Genomic DNA, 25,465 nt, shown 5'->3' on the forward strand with positions numbered 1-25,465 from the left:
CACGATTCCGCAACGTTCGCACACGCCGCGTCCGGCAGTGTAAGCGGCGCAGGCGCGGGTGCCGAGGGGACGGCGCGCGCCCGGCTGGGGGTGTCATGAAGGGGCCCTTCCGGACCTGGTCCGGAAGGGCCCCTTCATGGCGAGAACGGTTACGGCAGGCCCGCGAGCCCGGCCGAGACCGTGTTGGCGAACGCGTAGCTGTTCGTCGCGTCCCAGTTGATCGACCACGTCATCGCGCCGCGGATCGCCGGGTAGGTCGCCGACGGCTTGAACGAGCCGCACGACGTGCCCTTGGCCAGGCAGTTCAGCGCCGAGACCGTGTTGGCCGGTGCCTGGTAACCGCCGCCCGCCGCCTGTGACGACGCCGGCAGCCCGAGCCCGACCTGGTCGGCGCGCAGGCCGCCCTGCAGCTGGATGCAGGCCAGCGCGGTCAGGAAGTCGACCGTGCCCTGGGAGTAGACGTTGCCGTTGCAGCCCAGCATCGAGCCGGAGTTGTAGTACTGCATGTTGACGATCGTGAGGATGTCCTTGATGTTCAGCGCGAGCTGGAAGTAGCCGCCCTGCGTGGACTGCATGTCGATCGTCTGCGGCGCCATCGTGATGACCTTGCCGCCGCCGTTGTGGATGCTGCGCAGCGCCTGGCCCATGTAGGTGGCGTTGATGCCGTTCTCGAGGTCGATGTCGACGCCGTCGAAGCCGTAGTTCGAGATCAGCGACTTGATGCTGTTGGCGAAGTTGTTCGCCGAGGTCGAGTCGCTGACGCTGATCGTGCCGTTCTGGCCACCGACGCTGATGATGACCTTCTGGCCGCGCGCCTGGACCGTCTTGACGTCCGCCTTGAACTGCGCGTCGGTGTAGCCGCCGAGCTGCGAAGACAGACCGGAGTCGAGCGTGAAGCTCACCGCGCCCGGCGAGCCGGTGGCGTCGGCGAACGACACGGCGATGATGTTGTACTTCGTCGGGACGTCCGCCAGCTTCAGCGCCTTCGCGCCGTTGTAGAAGTTCTGCCAGTAGCCGGTGAGGACGTGCTTCGGCAGGTCACCCTGGGTCGGCGGCGGCGTGGTCGTCGTCGGCGGGGTGGTCGTGGTGGGCGGGGTCGTCGGCGTCGTCGGCGTCGTCGGCGTCGTGGGGGTGGTCGGCGTCGTCGGGGTCATCGGCGGCGGGGTGCCCGGGCCGTCGAGGTTGACGTCGTCGGCGTAGTAGGTCGGCTGGCCGTACCAGCCGTGCAGGTACACCGTCAGCGACGTGCTCGAGCCGGTCGTGAAGTTCAGCGACAGCTGCTGGTAGCCGCTGGTGCCCGGCGTCCACGTGCTGGTCGTCGCCGAACCGGAGACGCCAAGGTAGACGTAGCTGCCCTGGACCCAGGCCGACAGCTTGTACGCGGTGTTCGCCGAGACGGTGAGCGTCTGCGAGCACTGCGCGTTGTCCGACGACGACGGCGACGCGCTCAGCGCGCGGCTCCCGCTGTGCACCGGGGTGCTCACCGCGGTCGGCGCGGTGGTGCAGGTCCAGCCCGAAGTACCGGCTTCGAAGCCGGGGTTGGCCAGGATGTTCGCCGCCGAAGCGCTGCCGGCGAGCACGAACGTCACACCGAGACTCAGCGTGACCACGGAAAGTAACGAAAGCAGAGCGATGCGAACCTTGGGGACCACGGAAGACCTCCGCTGTGGTGAGGCAGGTCACCACAAAATGGACTAGACCAATCTGATTGTCAAGGAGCCCCATCCGAAAGTCGGGGCGGCGGAAACGGCAGAATGTGACGATCGAAGCCAGGCGAAGCGGGAGCGTGTTGGAGTGAGCGTGTCGGTCGAGCAGAAGATCGCCGAAGAACTGGGCGTGCGCGAAGGACAGGTCAAGGCCGCCGTCGACCTGCTCGACGGCGGGTCGACCGTGCCCTTCATCGCGCGCTACCGCAAGGAAGTCACCGGCATGCTCGACGACGCGCAGCTGCGCACGCTCGAAGAGCGCCTGCGCTACCTGCGGGAACTCGACGAGCGGCGGCTCGCCGTGCTCGAGTCCATCCGGAGCCAGGGCAAGCTGGACGAGGCCCTCGAGGCCTCGATCCTCGCCGCGGACACGAAGTCGCGGCTGGAGGACATCTACCTCCCGTACAAGCCGAAGCGCCGCACGAAGGCCATGATCGCGCGCGAAGCGGGTCTCGAGCCGCTGGCCGACGGCCTGCTGAGCGACCCGGCGACCGACCCGCAGGCCGCGGCCGCGGTGTTCGTCGACGCCGACAAGGGCGTCGCGGACGCGCAGGCCGCCCTCGACGGCGCCCGCGCGATCCTCGTCGAGCGCTTCGCCGAGGACGCCGACCTGATCGGCGAACTGCGCGAGAAGATGTGGGGCCAGGGCCACCTCGTCGCCAAGGTCCGCGCGGGCAAGGAGGAGGACGGCGCCAAGTTCTCCGACTACTTCGACTTCTCCGAGCCCTACACCAAGCTCCCCTCGCACCGGATCCTCGCGATGCTGCGCGGCGAGAAGGAGGAGGTCCTCGACCTCACCATGTCGCCGGACGAGCCGACCGACGAGCCGCAGGTCGGGCCGACCGACTACGAGGCGCGCATCGCCGCGAAGTTCGGCATCTCGCAGCAGGGCCGCCCGGGCGACAAGTGGCTCGGCGACACCGTGCGCTGGGCGTGGCGCACCAAGATCCTCCTGCACCTGGGCATCGACCTGCGGATGCGGCTGCGCCAGGCGGCCGAGGACGACGCCGTGCGCGTGTTCGCGTCCAACCTGCGCGACCTGCTGCTCGCCGCGCCGGCCGGCACCCGCGCCACGATGGGCCTCGACCCGGGCTTCCGCACCGGCGTCAAGGTGGCCGTCGTGGACGCGACCGGCAAGGTCGTCGACACCCACGTCATCTACCCGCACCAGCCGGCGAACAAGTGGGACCAGTCGATCGCCGAGCTCGCGGCGCTGTGCGCGCGGCACAAGGTCGACCTGATCTCGATCGGCAACGGCACGGCGTCGCGCGAGACGGACAAGCTCGCGATCGAGCTGATCAAGAAGCACCCCGAGCTGAAGCTGACGAAGGCGATCGTGTCCGAGGCGGGCGCGTCGGTGTATTCGGCGTCGGCGTTCGCTTCGGCCGAGCTGCCGAACATGGACGTCTCGCTGCGCGGCGCGGTCTCGATCGCCCGGCGGCTGCAGGACCCGCTGGCCGAGCTGGTCAAGATCGACCCGAAGTCGATCGGCGTCGGGCAGTACCAGCACGACCTGTCCGAGGTTTCGCTGTCGCGCTCGCTGGACGCGGTGGTCGAGGACTGCGTGAACGCGGTCGGCGTGGACGTGAACACGGCTTCGGCGCCGCTGCTGACCCGCGTCTCGGGCATCACGACGGGGCTGGCGGAGAACATCGTTTCGCACCGCGACACGAACGGGCCGTTCCGCTCGCGGACGGCGCTGAAGGAGGTCGCGCGCCTCGGCCCGAAGGCCTTCGAGCAGTGCGCGGGCTTCCTGCGCATCCCGGACGGCGACGACCCGCTCGACTCGTCGTCGGTGCACCCGGAGGCGTACCCGGTGGTCCGGCGGATCCTGTCGACGACCGGCACGGACCTGCGCTCGCTGATCGGCAACACGCGGACGCTGTCGTCGTTGAAGCCGGCGGACTTCGTCGACGACACGTTCGGCCTCCCGACGGTGACGGACATCCTCGCCGAGCTGGACAAGCCGGGCCGCGACCCGCGCCCGGCGTTCAAGACGGCGACGTTCGCGGAGGGTGTCGACAAGATCGGCGACCTCAAGCCGGGCATGCGGCTGGAGGGTGTGGTGACGAACGTGGCGGCGTTCGGCGCGTTCATCGACGTCGGCGTGCACCAGGACGGCCTGGCGCACGTTTCGGCGCTGTCGAAGAACTTCGTGAAGGATCCGCGCGAGGTCGTGAAGCCCGGCGACATCGTGAAGGTGAAGGTGCTGGACGTCGACGTGCCGCGCAAGCGCATCTCGCTGACGCTGCGCCTGGACGACGAGCCGGGCGCCCCGTCGGGCAATCGCGGCGGCGGAGGGGGCGGCCAGCGCGACCGCGGCCAGGGCGGCGGCGGTGGCGGTCAGCGCCGCGGCGGTTCCGGCTCGGGCGGCGGTCAGCGGGGCGGTGGCGGCGGTGGCGGCAGCCGGGGCGGGAACTCCGGAGGCGGCAGCGGCTCGATGGCGGATGCCCTTCGCCGGGCCGGGTTCGGCAACAAGTAGCGCGAGGTTCGTGAAGGCCGTCTTGAGGAACTCGAAGTTCCTCAAGACGGCCTTCACGGCGTTTCGGGAGAGCAATCACCCGGTCGGCGCAACATTGGTGACGGAACGGATACGGCGGACCGGAGATCGTAACGCTGCGCGACAGCGGGCCGAACTATTCACCGTTCAGCCCCGCACGCCGGGGATTTTCCGCCCGAACCCGGGAGACGCCGCCATGACCGCTCCGTACTCGCCGCCCCCGGCCGGCTACCCGTACCCGGCCCCGATGCCCGTCAAGAAGCCCGCGAAGTTCGCCGCGCTCGCGTGGAGCGCGGTGATCCTCGGCATCGTCGGGGTGGTCGGCTCGCCGGTCATCTTCCTCAACAACCTCACCGCCGTCGTCGCCGGCGTCGGGTTCGTGCTCGGCGTGATCGCCCTCTTCGGCAGCAAGAAGGTGCTCGCCGCCATCGGCGTCGTACTCAGCGTCCTGGCGATCGTGTTCACCGTCATCGCGCAGAACGCCGCCGTCGAAGACCTGAAGGACAAGCTCGGGCTGCCCGCCACCGACGACAACGCGAGCGGCCAGACGTACTCGATCGGGCAGACCCACCGCGGCACCGACGTCGACATCACCATCGCCGACGCCAAGGCCTTCACGACCAGCGACGTCGCCGCGCCGAAGCAGAACGCGCCGGCCACCAGCTTCCAGGTCACCCTCGCGAACCACTCCGCCAAGCCGTGGTCGGCGGCCATGCTCATCATGCAGGCGACGGCCGGCAGCACCACCGCCGAGCAGGTCTACGACACGGACTTCGAGGGCTCTCCCAGCCAGGACATCCTGCCCGGCAAGGAACTCACCTACCGCATCGCCTTTGTGGACGCCCCGGGCGACCTGACCATCCAGGTCGGGTCCGTCGGCGGGGACAAGGTGTACTTCGTCCACAAGCGCTGAGTCACCCGCACTGCAGGGTGCACCTCGCCCGGTCGAAGCGGCCCGCTTCGAGGTCCTCGGCCCGGATCACCCAATACAGCATCCCGGCGTCGCCCCAGATCATGCCGGCGTCGTCGTCGCTGTCGAGCTGGGCGAGCAGCACCCAGCGGGCCGCCTCCTCGACCAGACCGGGGTCCTGGTGGCCGCCGAGCACGTTCGCCGCGACCTCGATCTCCACGGCGCCCTGCACGGGGGCGGCGAACCCGCCGATCTGGTGGTGCGGGCCCTTTTCGTGCAGTTGCCAGACCAGCTGGCCGAAGACCTCGGCGCCGACGTACTCCCCCGGCAGCTCCACCATCTCGGCCGCCTCGGCCAGGGTCTCGCCGCTCGCGGTCTCGGTCTGGTCGAGCAGGATGTGCTCCTGCTCCGGGGCCGTGGCCACGACCTCGCCGAAGAGGTCCCGCGCCGGGTAGGGGTCGACGCCGTCGGGGGCCGCCCGCTCGGCGGCCGGGACTCCCGCGGGCACGAAGACCACCCGGCTCGCCTCTGCGTCTTCGAGCATCGGGGTGTCGTCCGACTCCCGGCGGTCGGCGTCGAAGGAGAAGAACAGGAGCGTGCCCGCCGCCGGCAGCGGAATGCTCAGGAACTCCCGCGGCAGCGCGGCGCAGTCCACCGCCGCCAGGAAGTCGAGCGGCCCGCGCCCCGGCCACTCGGGCCACGGCACGTCCTCAGGCAGCACCGGTGCCCCGCCCAGCCGGCCCACGCGAGGGCCCGGCCCTTCGGAAACCAGCCGGATGCCCGGCCGGAACAGCCCGGCCCACGCGGCAGCCACCTCGGGGGGCAGCCACTCGTCGGCGAGGGCGCTGAGTCGATCTCTCCAAGACGTCACCGGGACATCGTGGCAGGGGGCACCGACAAAAACGGCTCAGCGGAGCGCGAAGAGCCCGATCGCGAACAACGCCACCGGGACGACGGCCGCCGCCGAGCTGATCACCCCGGTGCCGTTGCGCCAGCCGGCCGGCGAGTCGTCCAGCACCAGCCGGCGGACCAGTGCCGCCTCGATCACCGCCAGCAGCAGGAAACCGAAGCCGACGCTGAAGATCGCCGCCGCACCGACGAACAGCAGCCCCGACGTCGACGCCGCCCCGAGCGGCGCCGCGACCTCCCACCGGACCACGCCGGCGGCCGCCGCGAGCAACGCCAGCAACAGCACGAAGGCGACCAGGAAACCGATCCGCGCGGTGGACTGGTGCTGGCCGCGCGAGAACCACCAGAGGCCGGCGTCGAGCGCCACGACGAGCACAGCGAGCACCACGAAGCCGGGCCGGATCGTCATGCGGCGAACCGCACTTCCACGCTGCCCAGCTCACCGAAGTCCGCCAGGACCCGGCCGCCCGCGCGGATCGGGCACGGCGGGGTCGCCGTTCCCGTCGTCACGATGTCGCCGGGGCGCAACGCGAGGCCGTGGCGAGGGAGCTCCATCGCCAGCCAGTGCAACGCCAGCCTCGGGTCGCCCAGGACCAGGCTTCCGCTGCCGCGCGAAAACTCTTCGCCGTTCGCGTGCAGGACCACCGGGCGGCGGGGGAGGTCGAGGTCGCGCCAGCCCGGGACCGGGCGGCCCTCGACGAAGCGGCCCGCGCACGCCATGTCCGCCAGCAGCTGCGGGCCGCCCGCGTGCTGGTGGTCGGTGTAGCGGCTGTCCGGGAGCTCCACCGCCAGGAACATCGTGTCGACCGCGTCGAGCACGCCGGTCAGGGACGGCGACAGGCCCGGGTCAGCCTTCAGGCGGAACGCGAACTCGGGTTCGGCGACGCCCATCGTCATCGTGTCGGCCGGGACCGCCTCGCCCTCGGTGTGCTGGAAGCGCGCGAACATCGCGCCCGGCAGCGGGCCGGGGACGTCCAGGTACTGCCGGGCGTACACCGTGGTCGCGGCGATCTTCCAGCCCGACACCGGGCCGGCCAGCTCGGCGAGCGCCGTCTGGGCCGCCATGCCCTCCGCGGCGTCGCATGGGCGGGCGTCGGGCGGCAGCCCGTCCAGGCGCTCGCCGGTCTGCCACGCGTCCCAGATCAGCTCCGCCGCCCGCTCTCGGTTCACGCTCTTGATCTTGCCAAGCGGAACACCGGGTGTCGATCGGCTTCCGCCGCGAAGACGTCCGCCGGGTCGCTGAGCTTCGCGTCGAAGAACGGCGCCGTCACCGGGATCTTGCGGACGTAGGTGCGCAGCACCGGACCGGCCGTGGCGGCACCGGCCTCCTCGACCTCCCACGTCTCGCGCCTGCGGCCGCGCCGGAGCCGGGCGGCCGGGTCGGCGCGCAGGTTGTGCACCCAGCCGACCTGGCCGTACGGCGAGACGAGCCAGCGCTCGCCGTCGACCTCGAGGACGTTGACCGGAGTGGTCCGGTCCACGCCGGTGCGGCGCCCGCGCGTGGTGAGCAGGAACCCGGTGCCGCCGGTGACCGGGATCCCGAGCGCCAGCAACGCCGTCACGACGCCGTTCGCGGCCTTCCGCGTCACGCCCAGCCGGTACTTCCTCGCCATCACGGGGTCATAGCGTAGACCCCGGAAAGCTCCCGCACGCGGGCCCAGACGTTCTCGAACCGCGCGGTGTCCACCACCGGCTTCCGCACCGCGGCCAGGGCGATCGCCTGCTGGGCTCCGGTCGAGCTCGCCTTGCCGTTGAGGTCCACCGCCGCGGCGCTGAAGTCCTGCACCAGCACCGCGAAGATCTGGTCGGCGACCTCGTCGTCGAGCCCGGTGATCCGGGCCTGCTCCAGGACCAGCTGGCCGTACACGATCAGCGTGAACAGCTCGGTCAGCGCGAGCCCGAAGTCGAGGTCGGCCTGCTGCGCCTCGTCCGGCGCCGCCTCGGTGAGCAGCTTGACCAGGTACCCGGCCTGCTCGGTGAACAGCGCGACGTTCGGGATGTGCGCGGCTTCGGCGTACGCGGTCTTCCAGTCGTGGAAGCGCACCTTCGACAGGCCGCGCGCCGGGCCCTGGCGGAAGAGGAACTCGTCGTCCGCGGCGTCGGTGCGGGTGCCGACCGGCGCGTACTCCTGCGGGGCGAACAGGTACGCGGGCATGAACTTCGCGATCAGCGCGAGGTTCACCGCCACCGTGCCTTCGAGCTTCGGGAGCCCGTCGATGTCGTTCTTGGACATCGCCAGGTAGGTGTCGGCTTCGAAGCCCTTGGCCGCCACGACGTCGGCGACCAGGCCGATCACCTTCTGCGCCTCGGTCGTCACCTTCATCTTGGTGATCGGGTTGAACAACAGGTAGCGGCGGTCGTCCGGATTCGCGCTGCGGAAGTAGTCGACGGCGCGGTCGGAGAACAGCTTCATCGCGGTCAGCCGCGCGTAGGCCTCGACGAACTCGCGGCGCACGTGCGGGAAGTCCGTCACGGGCTTGCCGTAGAGGACGCGGTTGTGCGCGTGCGTGATGGCCTCGTACAGCGAGTGCGTCGCCATGCCGATGCCGCCGAAGCAGAGGTTGAACTTGCCGATGTTGACCGTGTTCAGCGCGGCGCTGAAGGCTTCGGCGCCGACGTGCAGGATGTCCTCGGCGCGCACCGGGTAGTCCTCGAGCCGGAACTCGGCGACGTACATTTGCGACGGCACCACGTTCTTGACCACGTGGTAGTTCGGGTGCTCGGAGTCGGCGTAGAAGAAGACGTACTGGTCCGGGCCCTCGACACCGTCGATGCGGCCGAAGACCGACACCGTGCGCGCGCAGTTGCCGTTGCCGATGTAGTACTTCGAGCCGGTCGCGCGGTAGCCGTCGCCGTCCTCGGTCAGCACCAGGTCCGAGGAGTAGATGTCGGCGCCGTGGTCCTTTTCGGACAGTCCGAACGCGCCGACTCCCCCGGCGTCCAGCGCGTCCGCCGCGCGCTTGCGGGCGACGTCGTTGCCGCTCTGCCACACCGGGCCGAGGCCGAGGATCGTGACCTGCCACGGGTACCAGTAGTTCAACCCGTAGAACCCCAGGATTTCCGAGAGCGCGGCGACGCGGGCGGTGTCCCAGCGCTTGTCCGGGTTGCCGCCGGCGTTCGCCGACGGCGTCAGGAAGATCGAGAACAGGCCTTCCTTGCCCGCGAACTCGAGGAAGTCCGCGTAGAAGGTGCGGCTGTGGTAGTCCTCGGTCAGCTTCGCCTTGCCGCGCTGTTCGAACCAGTCGATGGTGGCGCGCAGCAGGCGCCGGGTCTCGGCGTCGAAGTGCGCCGGGTCGTACTCGCGCGGGTTCAGCAGCATGGGGGTCCTCCTCGATTACCGACCGGTAACTTAGCAAGGCGGCGCGAGTGCGGGCAATCTCACTGGGGGTACGTCACCCTTCCCCGCTATACTGATCATGCGGGCCGCTCAGTTCTGCCTCGGCCCGCTGCTGTTGTCGACTACCACGCGCCGCGGCCGCACGCCGGTCTGCGCCGGGCAGGACAACCCTTCTCATGTTACGGAGACCAGGGCACCCGCGTGCCCGCACGACTTATGAGTACTTTCGCTGAACTCGGCCTGCCCACCCCGCTCGTGGCGGCGCTGGCCTCCCAGGGCGTCACCGAGCCCTTCCCCATCCAGGCGGCGACCCTGCCGCACACCCTCGCCGGCCGGGACGTCCTCGGCCGCGGCCGCACCGGCTCCGGCAAGACGTACGGCTTCGTGCTGCCCGTGCTCACCCGCCTCGCCGCGGGCCCGACGCGGCGCAAGCCCGGGCGCCCCCGCGCGCTGATCCTCGCGCCGACGCGCGAGCTCGCGACGCAGATCGAGGCGTCGATCCTGCCGCTGGCCAAGCCGCTGGGCCTCCGGACCACCACGATCTTCGGCGGCGTCAGCGCGAACCCGCAGATCACGAAGCTGCGCGACGGCGTCGACATCGTCGTCGCCTGCCCCGGCCGGCTCGCCGACCACATGCGCTCCGGGCACGTGAAGCTCGACGCGATCGAGATCACCGTGCTGGACGAGGCCGACCACATGGCCGATCTGGGCTTTCTGCCCGAGGTGCGGCGGATCATGGACCAGACGCCCTCGCGCGGGCAGCGGATGCTGTTCTCCGCGACGCTGGACAACGGCGTCGACGTGCTGGTCAAGCGCTTCATGAACGACCCGATCACGCACAGCGTCGACTCGGCGCAGTCGCCGGTGTCGACGATGGAGCACCACGTCCTGCACCTCGAGGAGACCCACCGGCTGCCGGTGCTGGTCGACCTGACCGCGGCGCCGGGCCGCACGCTGGTGTTCACCCGGACGAAGAGCCGCGCGAAGGCGCTGACGCGCAAGCTCGTGGCTTCGGGCGTGCCGGCGGTCGAACTGCACGGCAACCTGGGCCAGAACGCGCGCACGCGCAACCTCGAGGCGTTCTCCTCGGGCACGGCGAAGACGCTGGTCGCGACCGACATCGCGGCCCGCGGCATCCACGTCGACGACGTCCGGCTGGTCATCCACGCCGACCCGCCGGTCGAGCACAAGGCGTACCTGCACCGCTCGGGCCGCACGGCACGCGCGGGCGCGTCGGGCACGGTGGTGACGCTGATGACCGATGCGCAGGTCCGCGACGTGCGCGACCTCACGCGCAAGGCGGGCATCAAGCCGACGACGACCCAGCTCGGACCGGGTCACCCGCTGCTGGCGGAGCTGGCCCCGGGCGAGCGGACGTTCTCGAAGGCCCCCGCGGTCGACAACCGCCCGAAGAAGGTGACGGCGTCCGGCGCGGCGCCGGGTACCGGTTCCGGACGCGGGCGTCGCGGCGGAGCGCCGAAGGAGAACCGCGGCGGTCAGCAGGCCCGCGTGCGGCGTGAAGACCAGCCCGGTTCGGGCCGCTCCGGCGGCGATTCGCGCCGGTCGGGTGGCACTTCGGGTGGCTCGCGCCGCTCGGGCGCTCCCGCTTCGGGCGGCTCGCGCCGCTCGGGTGCGCCGGCTTCGGGCGGTGCCCGCCGGTCGGACGCCCCCGCTTCGGGCGGCGCCCGGCGCACGGGCGGCGCGGCCGCGTCCGGCGGCTCCCGTCGCGCGGGCGCCCCGGCCACGGGCAACCGCACCGGCGGCGCGGCGGCTTTCTCGTCGGGCACCCGCGCGGGCGCCCGGCGCACCGGCCGCTGAGCTCAGCGTTCGTGAAGGCCCCCTTGCGGAACTCGAAGTTCCGCAAGGGGGCCTTCACGCAGGTCAGAGTGCGGGCAGACCGCGGGCGGCGGCCCGGGCGGCCGCGGCGTCACGACGTTCCTCGAAGCGCGCGGCCTGCGTGTCCAGGGTCTTGATGAACGCGGCGAGCTCTTCGCGCGCGGTCTCGCCGACCTCGCCGAACCCCTCCCGGTCGAACACCCTCCAGTAGCGCAGCAGCGGCATCACGACGTCGTCGTGGTGGATGCGCAGGTCGTAGATGCCGGCCTTGGCGATCAGCGCCGCCTTGCGGGCGAAGCTCGGGATGACCGCGCCGGGCATCGCGAAGTCGACGACCTCGTCGGTGATCGCCCGCATCATGGCGTCCGGCGAGATCTCGAACGCCGCCTTCACCAGGTTCCGGTAGAAGACCATGTGCAGGTTCTCGTCGGTGGAGACGCGGGCGAGCAGCTTCTCGGCCAGCGGGTCCTGGGTGTAGCGGCCGGTGTTGCGGTGCGAAAGGCGCGTCGCGAGCTCCTGGAACGAGACGTAGGCGCAGACGCGCAGCAGCGGCTTGTCGCCGGTTTCGTAGCCGGCCTGCATGGTCTCCATGCGCATCCGCTCGAGCTCGACCGGGTCGACCGCGCGCGTGACGAGCAGGTAGTCCCGGATGCAGATGCCGTGCCGGCCCTCCTCGGCCGTCCAGCGGTGCACCCAGGTGCCCCAGGCGCCGTCGCGGCCGAAGGCGCGCTCGATCTCGCGGTGGTAGCTGGGCAGGTTGTCCTCGGTCAGCAGGTTGACCTCGAGCGCGGTCCGCGCGATCGGCGTGACGCGCGACTGCTCCGGATCCCACGCCTCCCCGCCGAGGTCGGCGAAGTTCCGCCCCTCACTCCACGGCACGTATTCGTGCGGCATCCATTCCTGCGCTGCGGCGAGGTGGCGGTTGAGGTTCTCCTCGACCGTCCCCTCGAGCTCGTACATGAGTGCGGTGCTCTCGGGAACGGTCATGCGCGCGTCCTTCCGGGGATCGGGGGGCGTGACCTACGGAACCGTAACTTACGGAGCCGTAGGTAACGACAACGAACGCGGAACCGGAAGCGTTCCGAGAGCGATGTCACCTCCGCCGGCTTTTCACCCACCACCAGGCCCCGGCCCCGGGAACGAGCGCGAGCAGCCCGGCCGACACCCCGGCGGGCAGCAGCGCGACGGCGGCGCACAGCTCGGCGAGGAGCAGGGCGGCGCCGATGACGACGACCCGCAGGAGGCGGATGGTGTTGCGGGTCCGCTCGGCCGAGGCGACGACGTGGGTGAAAGCGTCGACCACCTTCACCGCGCCAGCTCCCGGGCTTTCGAACCGCGAAGGGCGAAGCGGAGGGCCGGGAGGCGGCTGAAGAGGCGGAGGACGTAGAGCAGCTGAGCTCGGCGAGGGCGGGCCGACTGGGCGAGGTCGTCGAGCTCGCTGAGGTACTCGTCGAAGTAGCGCTCGCGCTCGACGGCGGGGACGGCCCGCGACGCCCATTCGGCGGCTCGCTGGGACGCGCGAGCCACCGGCCGCCGAGGCACCACGGCCGGAGGGCCGTCCGGCTCGGGTGTGGCGGCAGTCGACCGCGCTTCCGCCAGCGCTCGGCAAAACGCCTCGAGCTCGATGACCGCTTCGACGAGCCGCGCCTTCACCGGCGCAGCGGCTCCGGCTTCCAGCAGTTCATCGGCCCAGACAAGCTCCGCCTCGGCCGCCGAGCGGCAGAATTCACCTCCGTACTGCTGCTCCAAGGTCCGGAAAGCGCGCGTCGCGGCCTCGACTTGGCGCACTTCGACCATCCCGATCCGCTCGGGCACCGGCCGACGCCACGGGGAGGTGCCCGGCTCCGATCCGAAGACCGCCGCGCCCATGGTCACCTGGTAGGCGTGCGCGAGAAACTTTCGCCGCTTCGCCGCTTCTTCATCGTCGACCGGTGCCACCGTGGTTTCGTCGTAGGCGAGGCCCAGGTAGCCGCGCGGAACGCCGAGACCGTCGGCGATGCGCTCGAGCACGTCGTAGGCCCAGACGCCGCGTCCTTTGACGATCTCCGCCACCTCGGACTGCCGGTGGCCGGTCATCGCGGCGATCCGGCGCTGCGGGACACCGGACTCCCGCAGCAGGCGGAAGACCTTGCCGATGTCGCGCACCGCGAGCGCGGCTCGCATCTCGCGCCTTTCCCACATGTCCGAGGGAACGTTCACGAGGTTTCCCCCGCCCGCCCCGGACGCAGCCGGCCCAGCGCCTTGGCCGCCGGGGCCGCCCGGTGCAGGGCGGCCCGGACCGTGGCGAGGTTGTTCGGGTCGAGGCGGTAGTACCGCCGCCGTGGCCGGCCCTCGTCGCGGGCGTCGATCTCCTCCCAGCGGCTGGTCAGCCAGCCCGCCTTCTCCAGCCGCGCCAGGATCGGGTGGATCGTGCCGCTCGCCAGGCCGGCCGCCTCGCAGAGCTGGAGGCCGTACATCTCGCGGTCCGGGTCGTCGATCAGGACGTGCAGGACGAGCTGCGTGGGCAGCGTCATGCGTGGTCCGCGGTCACCAGCCATGCTAGAACTCTACCTAGGGGCACTACAGCGAAGCAGTAAGCCCCCGCGCGCGCAGCACGGCCCGCTCCAGCGGACGGAACACCAGCAGCTCGATCCCCACCCCGACCAGCAGGATCAGGAAGATCGCCGCGATCACCGTCTCCATGCTGTTGAACGACGAGCCCTGGTTCAGGTACGCCCCCAGCCCGATCCCCAGCTGCGGGGACAGCGCGATCAGCTCCGCGGCCATCAGCGAGCGCCACGAGAACGCCCAGCCCTGCTTCAGCCCCGCCAAGAAGCCCGGCAGTGCGGCCGGCAGCAGGATGTGGCGGGCCGAGGACAGGCGGTTCGCGCCCATCACCTGGCCGACGCGGGGCAGGATCGGCGGGATCTGGTCGATGCCGGACACCAGGCCGTTCGCGATCGACGGGACCGAGCCCAGCAGCACGACGAAGTAGATCGCCGCGTCGTTGATGCCGAACCACAGGATCGCCGCCGGGACCCAGGCCACCGACGGGAGGCTCTGCAGGCCGCTCAGCAGGGGGCCGATCGCCGCGCGGACCAGGCGGACCTTGGCCACCACCAGGCCCAGCGGGGTACCGATCAGGACGCCGACGAGGAAGCCGAGCGCCGCGCGGTGGACCGACGTCCAGACGAAGCCGAAGACCTTGCCGTCGGTGACGTTGCTCCAGAACTCGTCCCACACCGCCAGCGGCGCCGGCAGCTGCGACTCGGGCCAGAACGCCGCCGCCCAGAGGATCTGCCAGACGACGACCAGGAGTACGAGCGCGCCCAGGGGCGGCAGGAATCCCCAGGCGAAGCGCTTCCAGAAGCTGGGCCGGCGTTCCCCCACCGGGGCGTCGAGGGCGTCGAGGCCGGACCCGACGGCTTCGAGGTCCTCGACCTCCGCACCGGCCCGGTCAAGCTGCGGCATGGGTGCTGATCACCTCGCGCAGGTGGCCCGTGATTTCCTCGGTCAGCTCCTCGGCGTCGGCCAGCGGCACGTCCGTCCACTCGCGCACGACCCGGCCGGGCCGCGACGACAGGAGCACGACCCGCTGGCCGAGCCGGACCGCTTCGCGCACGTCGTGCGTCACGAACAGCACCGACGTGTTCGTGCTGCGGTAGACGCGCAGCAGCTCGCCCTGGAGGCAGTCGCGGGTGATGGCGTCGAGCGCGGCGAACGGCTCGTCCATCAGCAGCAGCGACTGCTCCGGGTCACCGCCGACGCGCAGGGTCGCCGCCAGCGCCCGGGCCAGCGCGACGCGCTGCCGCATGCCACCGGACAGCTCGTGCGGGCGCTTGTTCGCCGCGTCCGTCAGCCGGACCAGTTCCAGCAGCTCGGCGGCCTTTTCGCGGCGCTCGGCCCGGCCGAACCCGGCCAGCCGCAGCGGCAGCTCCACGTTGCGGGACGCGGTCAGCCACGGCATCAGCGCGGCCTCCTGGAACATGACCGCGGGCCGCGACGTGTTCAGCGTGATCTCCCCCGCCGACGGCGCGTCCAGCCCGGCGACGAGGTTCAGCAGCGTGCTCTTGCCGCAGCCGGACGCGCCCAGCAGGCAGACGAACTCGCCGGGCGCCACCGTCAGGTCGACGCCGTCGAGCGCGACGACCGCGCGACCGGCCGGGCCGAACGTCTTGCGCACGCCGTCGAGCCGCACCGCGGTCGCGCCGGTGAACCGGGGCCGGCCGGTCGGGAGGGTGGTGGTCATCGCTGGCTGCCTCTCCACATCACTCTCGGTTTCGGGGGTTCCGGGTCGCGGAGCCCCCGGTTTCACTTCGTCAGTTCGGGAGCTTCGACGGCGGGCAGGTTCTTGGCCTTCAGCACCTCGTTCAGCGGGCCGAAGTCGGCGAAGCCCTTGAGCGCCACCGCCGTCTTCACCACGCCTGCCGTCACCGAGTCCTGCGCGAGCTGCGGGAATTCGGCGGCGACGGGGTCGGTGGTCAGCTCGATGCCGGAGAACGCGCGGTCCAGGACCGCGGCGCTCAGGGTACTGCCGGCCAGCTCCTTGAGAGCGCCGTTGACCACGGTCTTCGCCTCCGCCGGGTTGGCCTTGGCCCAGTCGATCGCGGCGAGCTCGCCCTTCAGCAGCGCGCGGACGGTGTCCGGGTGCTGCTGCAGGAACTCGCTGCGCACGATCACGACGGTGGTCGGGAAGCGCCCGCCCGGCCAAAGGGTCTTCTCGTCGACGAGCACCTTCGCGCCGGCGTCGAGGACCAGCCGGGACGCCCACGGCTCGGGCAGCCAGCCGCCGTCGACCTCGCCCTTCTTGAAGGCGTCCAGCGTCTTCGGGTTGTCGGTGTTGGTGATCTTGACCTGGTCGGTCAGCTTCTTGCCGGCCAGGAACTTCTTGAGCGCGACGTCCTGGGTGTTGGCCAGCTGCGGCGTCGCGATGTTCTTGCCCTTGAGCTGCTCGACGTCGGTGATGTCCGGCTTGACGACCAGCTGCGCGCCACCGGAGACGGCGCCCGAGATCAGCTGGATGGCACCCTTGGACTTGGTGAAGGCGTTGATCGCCGGGCCGGAGCCGAGGAAGGCGACGTCGAGGGAGCCGCCGAGCAGGGCGTTGACCTCTTCGGGGCCGGCGTTGAAAGTCTGGGTGGTGAGCTTGGTCGAGCCGAGCTCGTTCTTGAAGAAGTCCTTCTTCGCGCCGATGAGCGCGGGAGCGTGGGTGACGTTCGGGAAGAACCCGACGCGCACCTCGCCGGCGGTGCCCTGGTCGGCGGCCGGCGCGGCGCTGCTGTCCGCGCGTGAACAGCCGGCGAGCACGCCCGCGACGGTCAGGGCGGCCAGCGCCGAGGCCAGGAAGCGGGTTCTGTGGTGGGTGCGCACGTCAGCGTCGCCTTTCGGGATCGGTGTTCGGGGCGAGGTTCGCACGGTCACCCACTAGGGCGCATAGCCATCCGCATCCCGGGAATTCTCGTGAGATTCCTTGACATCGGCGGCGCGTGCCCCTACTGCGGACCGTTCAACCAGGTGGAGCGTGGTGCGGCAAGAGCATGCTGGGTCGCCGGGCCGGACGCGAGGGCCCGCGCTTTCTTCCCGGCATCCGGGAAGAAAGGCCGCTTCGGAGAAATCCCGTAACGCGGGCAACCGCCGGCGTCACCCGAACGTGGTACCGGTGACGACCGATCCGGGAGGGAAGAGATGACGAGCACCGCACATCGACGAGGCCACGGCGTCGCCGGCGTCCGCGTGGCGCTGGTCGTGCTGTTCATCGGACTGGGCCAGGCGTCCTTCGAGTGGCTCCGGTCACTCGGCATGGACGCGGTGACGAGCCTGGTCGTCTGGGCGATCCCGGTCGTGACGGGCGCGGCCGTGGCGCTGGTCCTGTGGCTGGCCTCGGACCGCGCGTTCTCGCTGCGGACGTGGCTGCCGGTGGCGATCTGCATCCCGGTCTACATCGCGGGCGCGTTCGGCCTGGCCACGGCAACGGCAAGCCTGGTGGCATCGATCGTCAGCGGCGTGGGCCTGGGCATCGCGGTGGTGGCGGTGGCCGGCCTCCTGAGGTCCCGCCGGATCGAGGCCGGCCACTAGCGGGTCAGCGGCGCAGCAGCAGCGACACGTCGCCGAACTCGTGCCACAGGTACCGGCGCTCCACCGCCGCGTCGTAAGCGTGCTGGACGCGGTCGTGGCCGACCACCGACTCCAGCAGCAGCAAGTGGGACGCCTCCGGGGCGTGCAGGCCCGTCACGATGCCGTCCACCAGGCGGGCCGGGTGGTCCGGGCCCAGGACCAGGTCCGTCCAGCCCTCCGCCGCGTGCGCCTCGCCGGCAGCGAACGCCGACTCCAGGGCGCGGGCCGCCGTCGTGCCCACCGCGATCACCCGGCCGCCTCGCGACCGGACCCACGAGACCAGCGCCGCCGTCGTCGGCGGGACGCGGAAGCGCTCCGGCTGGGGTGGCTCGTCCGCCTCCGGGGACGACACCCCCGTGTGCAGCAGCAGCGGTGCGAACAGCACGCCGTCCGTCACCAGGCGGGTCACCAGCTCCGTCGTGAACGGGCGGGACGCCGAGGGCATCTCCGCGCTGCCCGGCTCGCGGGCGAACACCGTCTGGTAGTCCGACAGCGGCCACGCGCCCGGGACGTACCCGTAGCGGATCGGACGCCCGGCCGCGGCGAGGAAGCCCGGGACCGGGCCTTCGACCGCCACCGAAGCGCGCCACAGCCTCGGTCACCGGGGATCGCAGCGTCAGCGACGCGCCGCCGGGCAGGTCCAGGACCTCGCCGGGACGGCCGTCGAGCAGCGGGCCGCCGGGGGCGCGCAGCTCCACCACCCAGCCGCCGTCGTCGAGCGGCGAGGCGAAGTGGACGACCACCGGGCGCCCGGCCCGGACGGCGTCCACCGCCGCCGGCAGCGTCCCCGACGTGTTCACCACCAGCAGGTCACCGGCGGACAGGAACGAGCCCAGCGCCGAAAACACCGTGTGGTGGACGCCCGAGGGCCCGGCCACCAGCAGGCGGACCTCGTCGCGCGCCAGGCCGCGGGCCTCCGGCGGGGCCGACGCCGACAGCTCCGCGGGCAGCTCGAACCGGATGTTCATGCGGTCACGAGGAGGTCCGCCGCGCGGTAGCGGCCGCTGGGTGGGCGCTCGTCCAGCAACCGCAGGAACGCCGGGACGACCGACGACGGCAGCGGCCGGTCCGAGATGTCCTCGCCGGGGAACGCGCGCTGATGCATCGTCGTGCGCAGGTCGCCCGGGTCGACCGCGTACACCGCCAGGTCCGGGTTTTCCGCGCCCAGCACCGCCGTGAGCTGGTCGAGCGCGGCCTTCGCCGAACCGTAGGCGCCCCAGCCTTCGTAGGCTTCGACGGCCGCGTCCGAGCTGATGTCGAGCACCGTCCCGCGCGCGGCCGTCAGCGCGGGCAGGAGCAGCTGCGTCAGCGCCAGCGGCGCGAACACATTCACGCGGTAGACGTCCTCCAGCTCCGCCAAGGGGTAGCTCCCCAAGGACGGCAGCGGGCTGACGCCCAGCGAGCTCGCGTTGTTGACGAGCAGGTCGAGCGACGGGCAGGCGGCGGCCAGCTGGGCGCGGTGGGCCGGGTCGGCGACGTCGCCGGGGACGGCCGTGAAGCCGGTTTCCCGTGCGGCCGCGAACAACGCGGCCGCGTCCCGGCCGTCGCCGACGACCGTCCACTTGCGACTCACCAGGGCCGCGGCGAGCGCCCGGCCCAGACCGGCGGACGCGCCGGTCACGAGTGCGGTTGGCATGGTTCCTCCTCCGAGGGATACCACACCATCGTGAAACCTCTATGTTACTTGAGGTCAACCCGGGACCGGCCGCGCAGCAGGAAGTACGCTGCCAGCGAAACGACGAGCCCGACGTAATAGGCCAGATCCGCGCCGTGCAGCGCCGCCGCCACCGGTCCCGTGTAGAGGGACGTGTTCATGAACGGCACCGCCGCGCCGAAACCGAGCACGAACGCCACGACCGCCGCCCACGGCCGCACGGAATCCGACGCGAGGACGTCCACCCGCTGCCCGCCGCGAGTGCGCGCGAGCCAGTCCGGGACGACCACGCCGAGGAACGGCGGGATCCAGTAGCTGACGAACAGCAGCACGTTCTCGAACTTCGCGGACAGGTCGCCGCTGTGCATCCAGAGGATCAGCGCGAACGCCAGCACCGTCACGACGACCGCCGACACCGGGCGCCGCAACCGGACGCCGACCGTCTGCAGGGCCAGCGAACCGCTGTAGTCGTTCATCGCGTTCGACGACACCGCCGCCAGCGCGATCACCGCGAGCGCCAGCGCGCCCAGGAACCCGCCGCCGAGCAGTTTCGCGACGCCGGACGCCGTCTGGTCGCCCAGCGACGACCCCAGCGCGAGCCCGAGCCCCTCGCCGATCGCGTACGACGCGACGAGACCGAGCAGCGTCGCCCAGAAGACACTGCGCGACGACGTCGACGCGGGCAGGTAGCGGCTGAAGTCCGACGCGTAGGGCGCCCAGGAGATCGCCAGCGACAACGTGATCGTCGTGAACAGGACGACGCCGCCGGCCAGGTCGGCACCCGAAGCCGTGTCCACCGCCGCGATCGGGTGGCCGGAAAGGACCTTCACGGCGAGCGCGGCGAACGCGAGCACCAGCAGCACGCTCATCACCGCCTGGACGCGGTGGATCAGCGCGTAGCCGAACACGCCGAGCGCGCACTGCAGCACCAGCACGATCAGCACCGCCGCCCAGAACGGCAGCCCGGTCAGCTCGGCCAGCGCCTCACCGCCGAACAGCCCGACGAGCGCGTCCCACGCGATCGAGCCGAGCCACTGCACCAGGCCGGGCAGGACGACCCCGCCGCCGAACGGCAGCCGGGCCAGCGGCAGCTGGCCGGTGCCGGTGCGCGGGCCCCAGGTGGACAGGTACGCGACCGGCAGCGACCCGAGCACGGTCCCCGCGAGCATCGCCGCCAGCCCGGTCCAGAAGCCGAGGCCGAGCGACGCGGCGAGGGTGCCGGTGAACACCGCCGTCATCGTCAGGTTGGGCGCGAACCACACGCTGAACAGCCGCCACGGCCTGCCGAACCGGTTGCCCTCCGGGACCGGCGCGATACCGTGGGTTTCGATCGCCAGGTCACCGCCGCCGGTGGGCATCCGCCCGCCGAAGACCTCGGCGTCCAGACCACGTCCGCTCATTTCCTGCCTCTCGTTCGCCCCGGGCTTCACCCTAAAGCGCCGCCGCCCGGTGTAACGCGAGAGCCCGAACGGGCGAATCACGGTTTGCGTGGCCGGGAGCACACCGGGAGGGGTGGGCGTGGCGCAGCACCCGCGGACGCTCGTGATGACCGGCCTGCTGATCGCCGGTCCGGCCCTCGGCGTCACCGCGCTGACGCTGAAGGCGGCCGACGGCGACCATTCCGCGCTCGACACCGCGCTCAGCACCGCGACCGGGTTCCTCTTCCTGCTCGCGGGCGCGGTCGCGCACGTCCGGCGCCCGGCCAACCCGATCGGCGTGCTCATCGCGCTCGCCGGCGTCGCGCTGTTCCTCGAAGACCTCCAGTTCACCCGCGACCCCGTGCTGTACACGATCGCCGTGCCGCTGCGCGCCGCGTCCAGCCCGGTGATCGCGCACCTCGTGCTCGCGTTCCCGCACGGCAGGCTGCGCACGCGGGGGGAACGGCTGCTCGTCGCCGCGGCCTACCTGGTGGTGCTCGGTTCCGGCGTGGTCGGGCTGCTGGCCGGCGACGACCCGCGCGACCTGCTGGCGATCCGGCCCGGCCCGGGCGGCGGCGCCTTCGCCGACCGCGCTCTCGAGCTCGCCGCGACGGCGATCAGCGCCGGCGTGGTCGTCGTGCTGCTCTACCGCTGGCTGACCGGACGGCTGCCGCAGCGGCGCCTGCTCTCGCCGGTCGTCGCGATCGCCCTGCTGGGCGCGCTCACGTCGGGGGCGGGCACCGCGCTCGGCGACGGGCACCCGCTGTCCGAGCCGCTGCTGCAGGTGTACCGGATCCTGTTCTGCCTGTGGCCGCTGGCGTTCCTGGCCGGGGTGCTGCGCGCCCGCGTCGGCAACGCGGAGATGATCCGGCTGCTGCTGGAGCGCGACGGCAGCGGGCTGGCCGCGCTGGTGCAGGACGACGAGGTCTGGAAGGACAGCCGGTCGATCGACGCGCTCGACGCCGCGGCCGGGCTGGTGCTCGACAACCAGCGGCTCACGGCGGAGCTGGAGCAGCGGCTGGCCGAGGTGCGGGCGTCGCGGGCGCGGCTGGTGGCGGCCGGCGACGACGAGCGCCGCCGGCTGGAACGCGACCTGCACGACGGCGCCCAGCAGCGGCTGGTGAGCGTCGTGCTGCTGCTGCGGATGACCGGCCGCCGCTACGGCGACGACCTGCCGCCGGAGGTCCGCGCCCTGCTCAGCGGCTCGGTCGACGAGCTGCAGACGGCGATCACCGAGCTGCGGGAGCTGGCCCGCGGCATCCGGCCGGCGATCCTCACCGAGGCCGGGCTGGTCGCGGCGGTCCGCTCGCTGGCCGACCGCAGCCCGATGGAGGTGGCGCTGTCGGTCGGCACGGTGCCCCGCCTCGACGCGGCGGTCGAGGCGACGGCGTACTTCGTGGCGTCGGAAGCGCTGACGAACGCGTTGAAGCACGCGGAAACCGACCACGTCGGCGTCCGGATCACGACCGAGGGCGCCGAGCTGCGGGTCGAGGTGACCGACCGGGGCGTCGGCGGCGCGTCCCTCGACGGCGGCACCGGCCTGGCCGGCCTGCGCGACCGGGTCGAGGCGCTGGGCGGCGAGCTGACCGTCTCGAGCGGCCCCGCCGGCACCGCGGTACACGCGGTCATCCCCCTAGGGGAAACGCCATGAAGGGCACCCTCATGGACTTAAAAGCCATGAGGGTGCCCTTCATGAACTACGGAACTAGACGAGCAGCAGGAACAGCAGCCCGTTGGGCGTGCCGAGACCCGTCACGTCGTCGTAGCCCGGGGTCGTGTGGATGGTGAGACCGTGGTAGTCGAGCGTGCGCACCGAGGTGAGCAGGCCGCCCGAAGCGTCGACCGAGTTCGCGTAGTCGACACGCTCCACGGCGGCGTCCACGTGCTTCACGTCGCTGATCGCCGGCGTGCGCGAGGTCAGCTTGTAGATCACGGGGTTGATGAAGCCGTGGTGGAAGTGGTCGAAGCTGTCGGCCACCGCCATGATGCCGGCGAACACCGGCGACGCGAGGCTCGTGCCGCCGATCCGGTACTGGTCGTAGTAGGCGCCGTCCGGGAAGGTCTGCGTCTGGCCGACCAGGAAGCCGGTGTTCGGGTCGCCGATCGCCGAGATGTCCGGCACGACGCGGCCCTTGTTGTTGCCGGTCTGGTTCTTCTTCGCCAGCGCGTCCGGCACGACACCCTTCTGGTAGAAGGGCTGCGCGAACAGCCGGCTCGTGCCGCCACCGGAACCGCTGGTGTAGGCCGCGGGGCCGTAGACGCCGTTGGTCAGCGAGGACTTGCTGGTCTCCCAGCCGGTCTCGAAGATCCGCTTGCCGTCCTTGCCGATCGCGATGGACGTGCCGCCGACCGCGGTGATCCACGGCGCCGAGGCGGAGAAGTCCGGCGACGGCGTGCCGAGGCGCGCGACCTCGTCGCCGTTGTCACCCGAGGAGAAGTAGACGCCGATGCCCTCGAGCACCGCCTGCAGCGAGATCTGGTTGAACACCTTGACCTCGTCGGCCGGGATGTCCTCGCCGGTGTCGCCGTAGGAGTTCGACACGATGTCGGCCTTGTGGCCGGCGATCACGTAGTTCAGCGCCACGTCGAGGGCGTTGTCCTCGCAGGACTCACCGCCGACGTAGAGGATGTCGGCGCCCGGCGCGAGACCGTGGGCGGCCTCGACGTCGAGGGTCTCCTCGCCGTACCAGCCCGCCGCGTCGCACTGGTCCGGCGGCTCGAGGACCGGGTTCGCCGGGAAGACGTGCTGCTTGAACTGGCTCTGCTTCAGCGGGTGCTGCGGGTCGTTCTTCTTGGCGTACGTGCTCGCGTCGGCGTAGATGGTCGGCGAGGCGAACGCGTCCACGATGGCGATCGTGGTGCCCTTGCCGTCCGCGCCGACCTTGTCGACACCGTAGGCCGAGCGCAGCTGCGCCGGGGTGTAGCCGCAGGGGGCGTACGGCAGGTTCTTGCCGTTGTAGGCGGGATCGGTGGTGTCGATCTTCTCGCCGTAGTAGACACTGCACGGCCGCGCGTTGCGGAAGCCGGGCCCGGGCGCGACGTCGGACGGCGTCCCGGAACCGGTGGCGTGGTCGGGCTTGAACAGGTTGGTGGCCTGGTCCACGCCGACGACGCCGAGGACGTCGTTCGCCAGGTTCGCCGGCACCGACAGGTTCTTGTCGGCGGCGCGGAGGGTCTGGCCCTTGACCTTGTACTTGCTCAGCTTGACGTCGAACGCCTGCTGCGTCTGGCCGGCGGTACCGGTGGCCTCGACGTAGGCGCGGTTCGACGGCACCTCACCGATGCTGAAGCCGTTGCCGGTCAGCCACGACTTGACGGCGTCGACCGTGGCGTCACTGGCGGCGAACCGGTCGCGCACCTGGTCCGGGCTCAGGTACTGGCGGTAGGTCTTGCTGTCCGGATCGGACACGGCCTGGGCCAGCGCCTCGGCACCGGCGTTGTCGCGCTGGTTCAGGTAGACCCGGAAGCTCAGCTTCGCGGCGGGCGCCGTGTCGGCGACCTTCGCCTGCGCGTTCGCCCACAACGGGTGCGACTGCGGAATGTCCTGACGCCCCTGCGCGGACGCCGTCGCCGGCAGGGCGCCGGTCAGGCCACCCACCACCGCGAGCGAAAGGAGCAGGGTGGAGCTTCTTCGCACAGAAATCTCCCTCTTCGAAACGGCCCCCGGAAAACGGGCCTTGCAACACCGGGTGAGACTAGATCGGTGTTCCGCTCGCGGGGAAGTGCTTGCGGAACCGTTATCTCGTCGCGAATTCACGCGATGTGGGGGGTGGTGCGGAAATCCGATTTGTCGGACGAAAAACGCGAGGAATGCTCCATGGTGCGCGTTAAGTCCGGTTTCGCGAACCACGGGCGACGGTCGCGCGCCACCTACTAAAGTCGGGTGGTCCGTCCACTCGGGACAGTCCACGCGGTGACGGTACTTCGGCCGTGGTCAGCGCGGTGCGGCCAGCCTGCGGTCCACTTCGGCCGTCGAAAAGACCGTGTCGACGACCATCGCCACCGCGCCGCCGAGCGCGTCGCCGCGGCCGCCGATTTCGACGCGCAGGTGCTGCGTCGCCCGCGGGAGCGCGCGCCGGTAAAGCTCTTCGCGGACGCCGGCGACGAAATGCGGTTCGGCGAGATCCCCGGCGACGACCAGCACGCCCGGGTTGACCACGCAAACGAGCGTCGCGAGCACCTCCCCCACCTGGCGGCCCGCGACTTCGGCGAGCCGGACCGCCGCCGGGTCGCCCGCCAGGAGGCGGTCGCGCACGCCCGAGCCCGACGTCGTCGGCAGGCCCAGCTCGGTCAGGCGCGAGGCGAGGGCACCTCCGCTGGCGACGGCCGCGAGGCAGCCGAGCGAACCGCACTGGCAGCGCGCGCCGGGGTGGCCCGGCAGACGGATGTGGCCGATGTCGCCCGCGCCACCGTCGATGCCGCGGTACACCTCGCCGCCGAGGACGATCCCGGCGCCGATGCCGGTGGACACCTTGACCACCACCAGCGCGGCCGAGTCCGGGTGGCGGGCGCGGTGCTCGCCCAGCGCCATCAGGTTCGCGTCGTTCTCGACCAGCACCGGGGCGGCGAAGCGGGCGCCTAGGTGGGCGTCGATCGGGTAGCCGTCCCAGCCCGGCATGATCGGCGGCTGCGTCACGCGGGCGCGGCCGGGTTCGACCGGGCCGGGGACGGAAACGCCGACGCCGCACACCGGCCGTCCGGCCTCGGCCAGCAGCTCGTCGAACCACCCCGCGATCCGGTCGAGCACCGGTTCCGGGCCGTCGGCGACGCGCAGCTCGCCTTCGCGGTGGGCCAGCCGCCGTCCGGCCAGGTCGGTGACCGCGGCCTCGGCGTGCGTGGTGTCGATGCTCGCGGCGAGGACGACGGCGTGCTGGTCGTCGAAGCGCAGCTGCCGCGCCGGGCGGCCGCCGGTGGAGTCCTCCTGGCCGCCCTCGGCGAGCAGGCCGGCCGCCTGGAGGCGGTCCAGGCGCGCGGTGAGGGTCGACCGGGACAGGCCGCTGCGGGTGAGCAGCGCCTTGCGCGTGGTCGCCTCCCCCGTCTTGACCAGCTGGAACAGCTCCCCGGCACTGGTCGGCATCCGACGTCTCCCCCCTTTTGTCTAT

21 protein-coding genes and 2 pseudogenes are annotated in these 25,465 nt (G+C 71.5%); 5 read left to right on the forward strand and 18 right to left on the reverse strand.

The features are described 5' to 3' along the window. Positions 1 to 149: 149 nt before the first annotated feature. On the reverse strand, positions 150 to 1,652 hold the full coding sequence (locus ACLJQM_RS31870) for a chitinase (RefSeq protein WP_410634038.1): 1,503 nt from the start codon (positions 1,650 to 1,652) through the stop codon (positions 150 to 152). A 142-nt stretch (positions 1,653 to 1,794) separates the two neighbouring features. Between ACLJQM_RS31870 and ACLJQM_RS31875 the strand changes: the two genes are divergently transcribed. Both ACLJQM_RS31875 and ACLJQM_RS31880 read left to right on the forward strand, forming a co-directional pair. Continuing rightward, entirely contained in the window at positions 1,795 to 4,188 is a 2,394-nt protein-coding gene (locus tag ACLJQM_RS31875; protein WP_247013756.1) for a Tex family protein, read from the forward strand. Positions 4,189 to 4,402: 214 nt separating this feature from the next. Beyond that, positions 4,403 to 5,119, forward strand: a complete 717-nt coding sequence (locus ACLJQM_RS31880) for a hypothetical protein (protein ID WP_360774738.1) — start codon at positions 4,403 to 4,405, stop codon at positions 5,117 to 5,119. A 1-nt stretch (position 5,120) separates the two neighbouring features. Here the strand turns inward: ACLJQM_RS31880 and ACLJQM_RS31885 are convergent, their stop codons facing one another. The 5 genes from ACLJQM_RS31885 to ACLJQM_RS31905 are packed head-to-tail and all read right to left on the reverse strand — an operon-like array spanning position 5,121 to position 9,344. Beyond that, complete coding sequence (locus ACLJQM_RS31885; RefSeq protein WP_410634041.1) at positions 5,121 to 5,987, reverse strand: YwqG family protein; 867 nt, start codon at positions 5,985 to 5,987, stop codon at positions 5,121 to 5,123. Between the two features lie 36 nt (positions 5,988 to 6,023). Continuing rightward, positions 6,024 to 6,434, reverse strand: a complete 411-nt coding sequence (locus tag ACLJQM_RS31890; RefSeq protein WP_360774743.1) for a hypothetical protein — start codon at positions 6,432 to 6,434, stop codon at positions 6,024 to 6,026. Continuing rightward, on the reverse strand, positions 6,431 to 7,195 hold the full coding sequence (locus tag ACLJQM_RS31895; RefSeq protein ID WP_360774745.1) for a 2-keto-4-pentenoate hydratase: 765 nt from the start codon (positions 7,193 to 7,195) through the stop codon (positions 6,431 to 6,433). Before ACLJQM_RS31895 ends, ACLJQM_RS31890 begins: the two co-directional genes overlap by 4 nt. Then, positions 7,192 to 7,638: a nitroreductase family deazaflavin-dependent oxidoreductase gene (locus ACLJQM_RS31900; RefSeq protein ID WP_410634043.1), complete on the reverse strand. Its 447-nt coding sequence runs from the start codon at positions 7,636 to 7,638 to the stop codon at positions 7,192 to 7,194. Before ACLJQM_RS31900 ends, ACLJQM_RS31895 begins: the two co-directional genes overlap by 4 nt. Continuing rightward, positions 7,638 to 9,344 (reverse strand): acyl-CoA dehydrogenase, encoded by a 1,707-nt coding sequence (locus ACLJQM_RS31905; RefSeq protein WP_410634044.1) that lies wholly within the window; start codon positions 9,342 to 9,344, stop codon positions 7,638 to 7,640. Before ACLJQM_RS31905 ends, ACLJQM_RS31900 begins: the two co-directional genes overlap by 1 nt. 234 nt (positions 9,345 to 9,578) lie before the next feature. Between ACLJQM_RS31905 and ACLJQM_RS31910 the strand changes: the two genes are divergently transcribed. Then, positions 9,579 to 11,180 (forward strand): DEAD/DEAH box helicase, encoded by a 1,602-nt coding sequence (locus ACLJQM_RS31910; protein WP_410634045.1) that lies wholly within the window; start codon positions 9,579 to 9,581, stop codon positions 11,178 to 11,180. Positions 11,181 to 11,243: 63 nt separating this feature from the next. On the opposite strand, the gene ACLJQM_RS31915 is transcribed toward ACLJQM_RS31910, so the two are convergent. The 7 genes and pseudogenes from ACLJQM_RS31915 to ACLJQM_RS31945 form a co-directional block, all read right to left on the reverse strand. Then, positions 11,244 to 12,185, reverse strand: coding sequence for an acyl-ACP desaturase (locus tag ACLJQM_RS31915; protein WP_247013773.1), 942 nt, complete (start codon positions 12,183 to 12,185; stop codon positions 11,244 to 11,246). A gap of 106 nt (positions 12,186 to 12,291) precedes the next feature. Further along, positions 12,292 to 12,507 carry a hypothetical protein gene (locus tag ACLJQM_RS31920; RefSeq protein ID WP_247013775.1) on the reverse strand — a complete coding sequence of 72 codons (216 nt, stop codon included), beginning with the start codon at positions 12,505 to 12,507 and terminating at the stop codon, positions 12,292 to 12,294. A gap of 302 nt (positions 12,508 to 12,809) precedes the next feature. Next, positions 12,810 to 13,361: pseudogene (locus ACLJQM_RS31925) on the reverse strand (helix-turn-helix domain-containing protein); the annotation flags it as partial. 32 nt (positions 13,362 to 13,393) lie between these two features. Then, positions 13,394 to 13,735, reverse strand: coding sequence for a PadR family transcriptional regulator (locus tag ACLJQM_RS31930; RefSeq protein WP_360774756.1), 342 nt, complete (start codon positions 13,733 to 13,735; stop codon positions 13,394 to 13,396). 22 nt (positions 13,736 to 13,757) lie between these two features. Continuing rightward, positions 13,758 to 14,648 (reverse strand): ABC transporter permease, encoded by an 891-nt coding sequence (locus ACLJQM_RS31935; protein ID WP_247013779.1) that lies wholly within the window; start codon positions 14,646 to 14,648, stop codon positions 13,758 to 13,760. Then, complete coding sequence (locus ACLJQM_RS31940; protein ID WP_360774759.1) at positions 14,635 to 15,426, reverse strand: ABC transporter ATP-binding protein; 792 nt, start codon at positions 15,424 to 15,426, stop codon at positions 14,635 to 14,637. The genes ACLJQM_RS31935 and ACLJQM_RS31940 overlap by 14 nt, the downstream gene beginning before the upstream one ends. 62 nt (positions 15,427 to 15,488) lie before the next feature. Continuing rightward, a complete protein-coding gene (locus tag ACLJQM_RS31945) occupies positions 15,489 to 16,547 on the reverse strand; it encodes an ABC transporter substrate-binding protein (protein WP_360774762.1) in 1,059 nt (352 codons plus the stop codon). 315 nt (positions 16,548 to 16,862) lie between these two features. On the opposite strand from ACLJQM_RS31945, the gene ACLJQM_RS31950 reads away from it, so the two are divergent. After that, complete coding sequence (locus ACLJQM_RS31950) at positions 16,863 to 17,252, forward strand: hypothetical protein (RefSeq protein ID WP_360774765.1); 390 nt, start codon at positions 16,863 to 16,865, stop codon at positions 17,250 to 17,252. A gap of 4 nt (positions 17,253 to 17,256) precedes the next feature. On the opposite strand, the pseudogene ACLJQM_RS31955 reads toward ACLJQM_RS31950, so the two are convergent. From ACLJQM_RS31955 to ACLJQM_RS31965, 3 genes and pseudogenes are all read right to left on the reverse strand, one after another. Further along, positions 17,257 to 18,259, reverse strand: a pseudogene (locus ACLJQM_RS31955) (S-adenosylmethionine:tRNA ribosyltransferase-isomerase). Then, positions 18,256 to 18,927: an SDR family NAD(P)-dependent oxidoreductase gene (locus ACLJQM_RS31960; protein ID WP_410634047.1), complete on the reverse strand. Its 672-nt coding sequence runs from the start codon at positions 18,925 to 18,927 to the stop codon at positions 18,256 to 18,258. The pseudogene ACLJQM_RS31955 and the gene ACLJQM_RS31960 overlap by 4 nt, the downstream one beginning before the upstream one ends. Before the next feature lie 44 nt (positions 18,928 to 18,971). Continuing rightward, positions 18,972 to 20,345 carry a purine-cytosine permease family protein gene (locus tag ACLJQM_RS31965; protein WP_410634049.1) on the reverse strand — a complete coding sequence of 458 codons (1,374 nt, stop codon included), beginning with the start codon at positions 20,343 to 20,345 and terminating at the stop codon, positions 18,972 to 18,974. A gap of 145 nt (positions 20,346 to 20,490) precedes the next feature. Between ACLJQM_RS31965 and ACLJQM_RS31970 the strand changes: the two genes are divergently transcribed. Beyond that, on the forward strand, positions 20,491 to 22,014 hold the full coding sequence (locus ACLJQM_RS31970) for a sensor histidine kinase (RefSeq protein WP_410634079.1): 1,524 nt from the start codon (positions 20,491 to 20,493) through the stop codon (positions 22,012 to 22,014). A 54-nt stretch (positions 22,015 to 22,068) separates the two neighbouring features. On the opposite strand, the gene ACLJQM_RS31975 is transcribed toward ACLJQM_RS31970, so the two are convergent. Next, complete coding sequence (locus ACLJQM_RS31975; RefSeq protein WP_410634051.1) at positions 22,069 to 24,000, reverse strand: protease pro-enzyme activation domain-containing protein; 1,932 nt, start codon at positions 23,998 to 24,000, stop codon at positions 22,069 to 22,071. A gap of 297 nt (positions 24,001 to 24,297) precedes the next feature. Further along, entirely contained in the window at positions 24,298 to 25,440 is a 1,143-nt protein-coding gene (locus ACLJQM_RS31980) for an ROK family transcriptional regulator (RefSeq protein WP_360774780.1), read from the reverse strand. Positions 25,441 to 25,465: the final 25 nt, after the last annotated feature.

The sequence above is a fragment of the Amycolatopsis sp. cmx-4-83 genome, assembly GCF_046548815.1.
GTDB lineage: Bacteria > Actinomycetota > Actinomycetes > Mycobacteriales > Pseudonocardiaceae > Amycolatopsis > Amycolatopsis pretoriensis_A.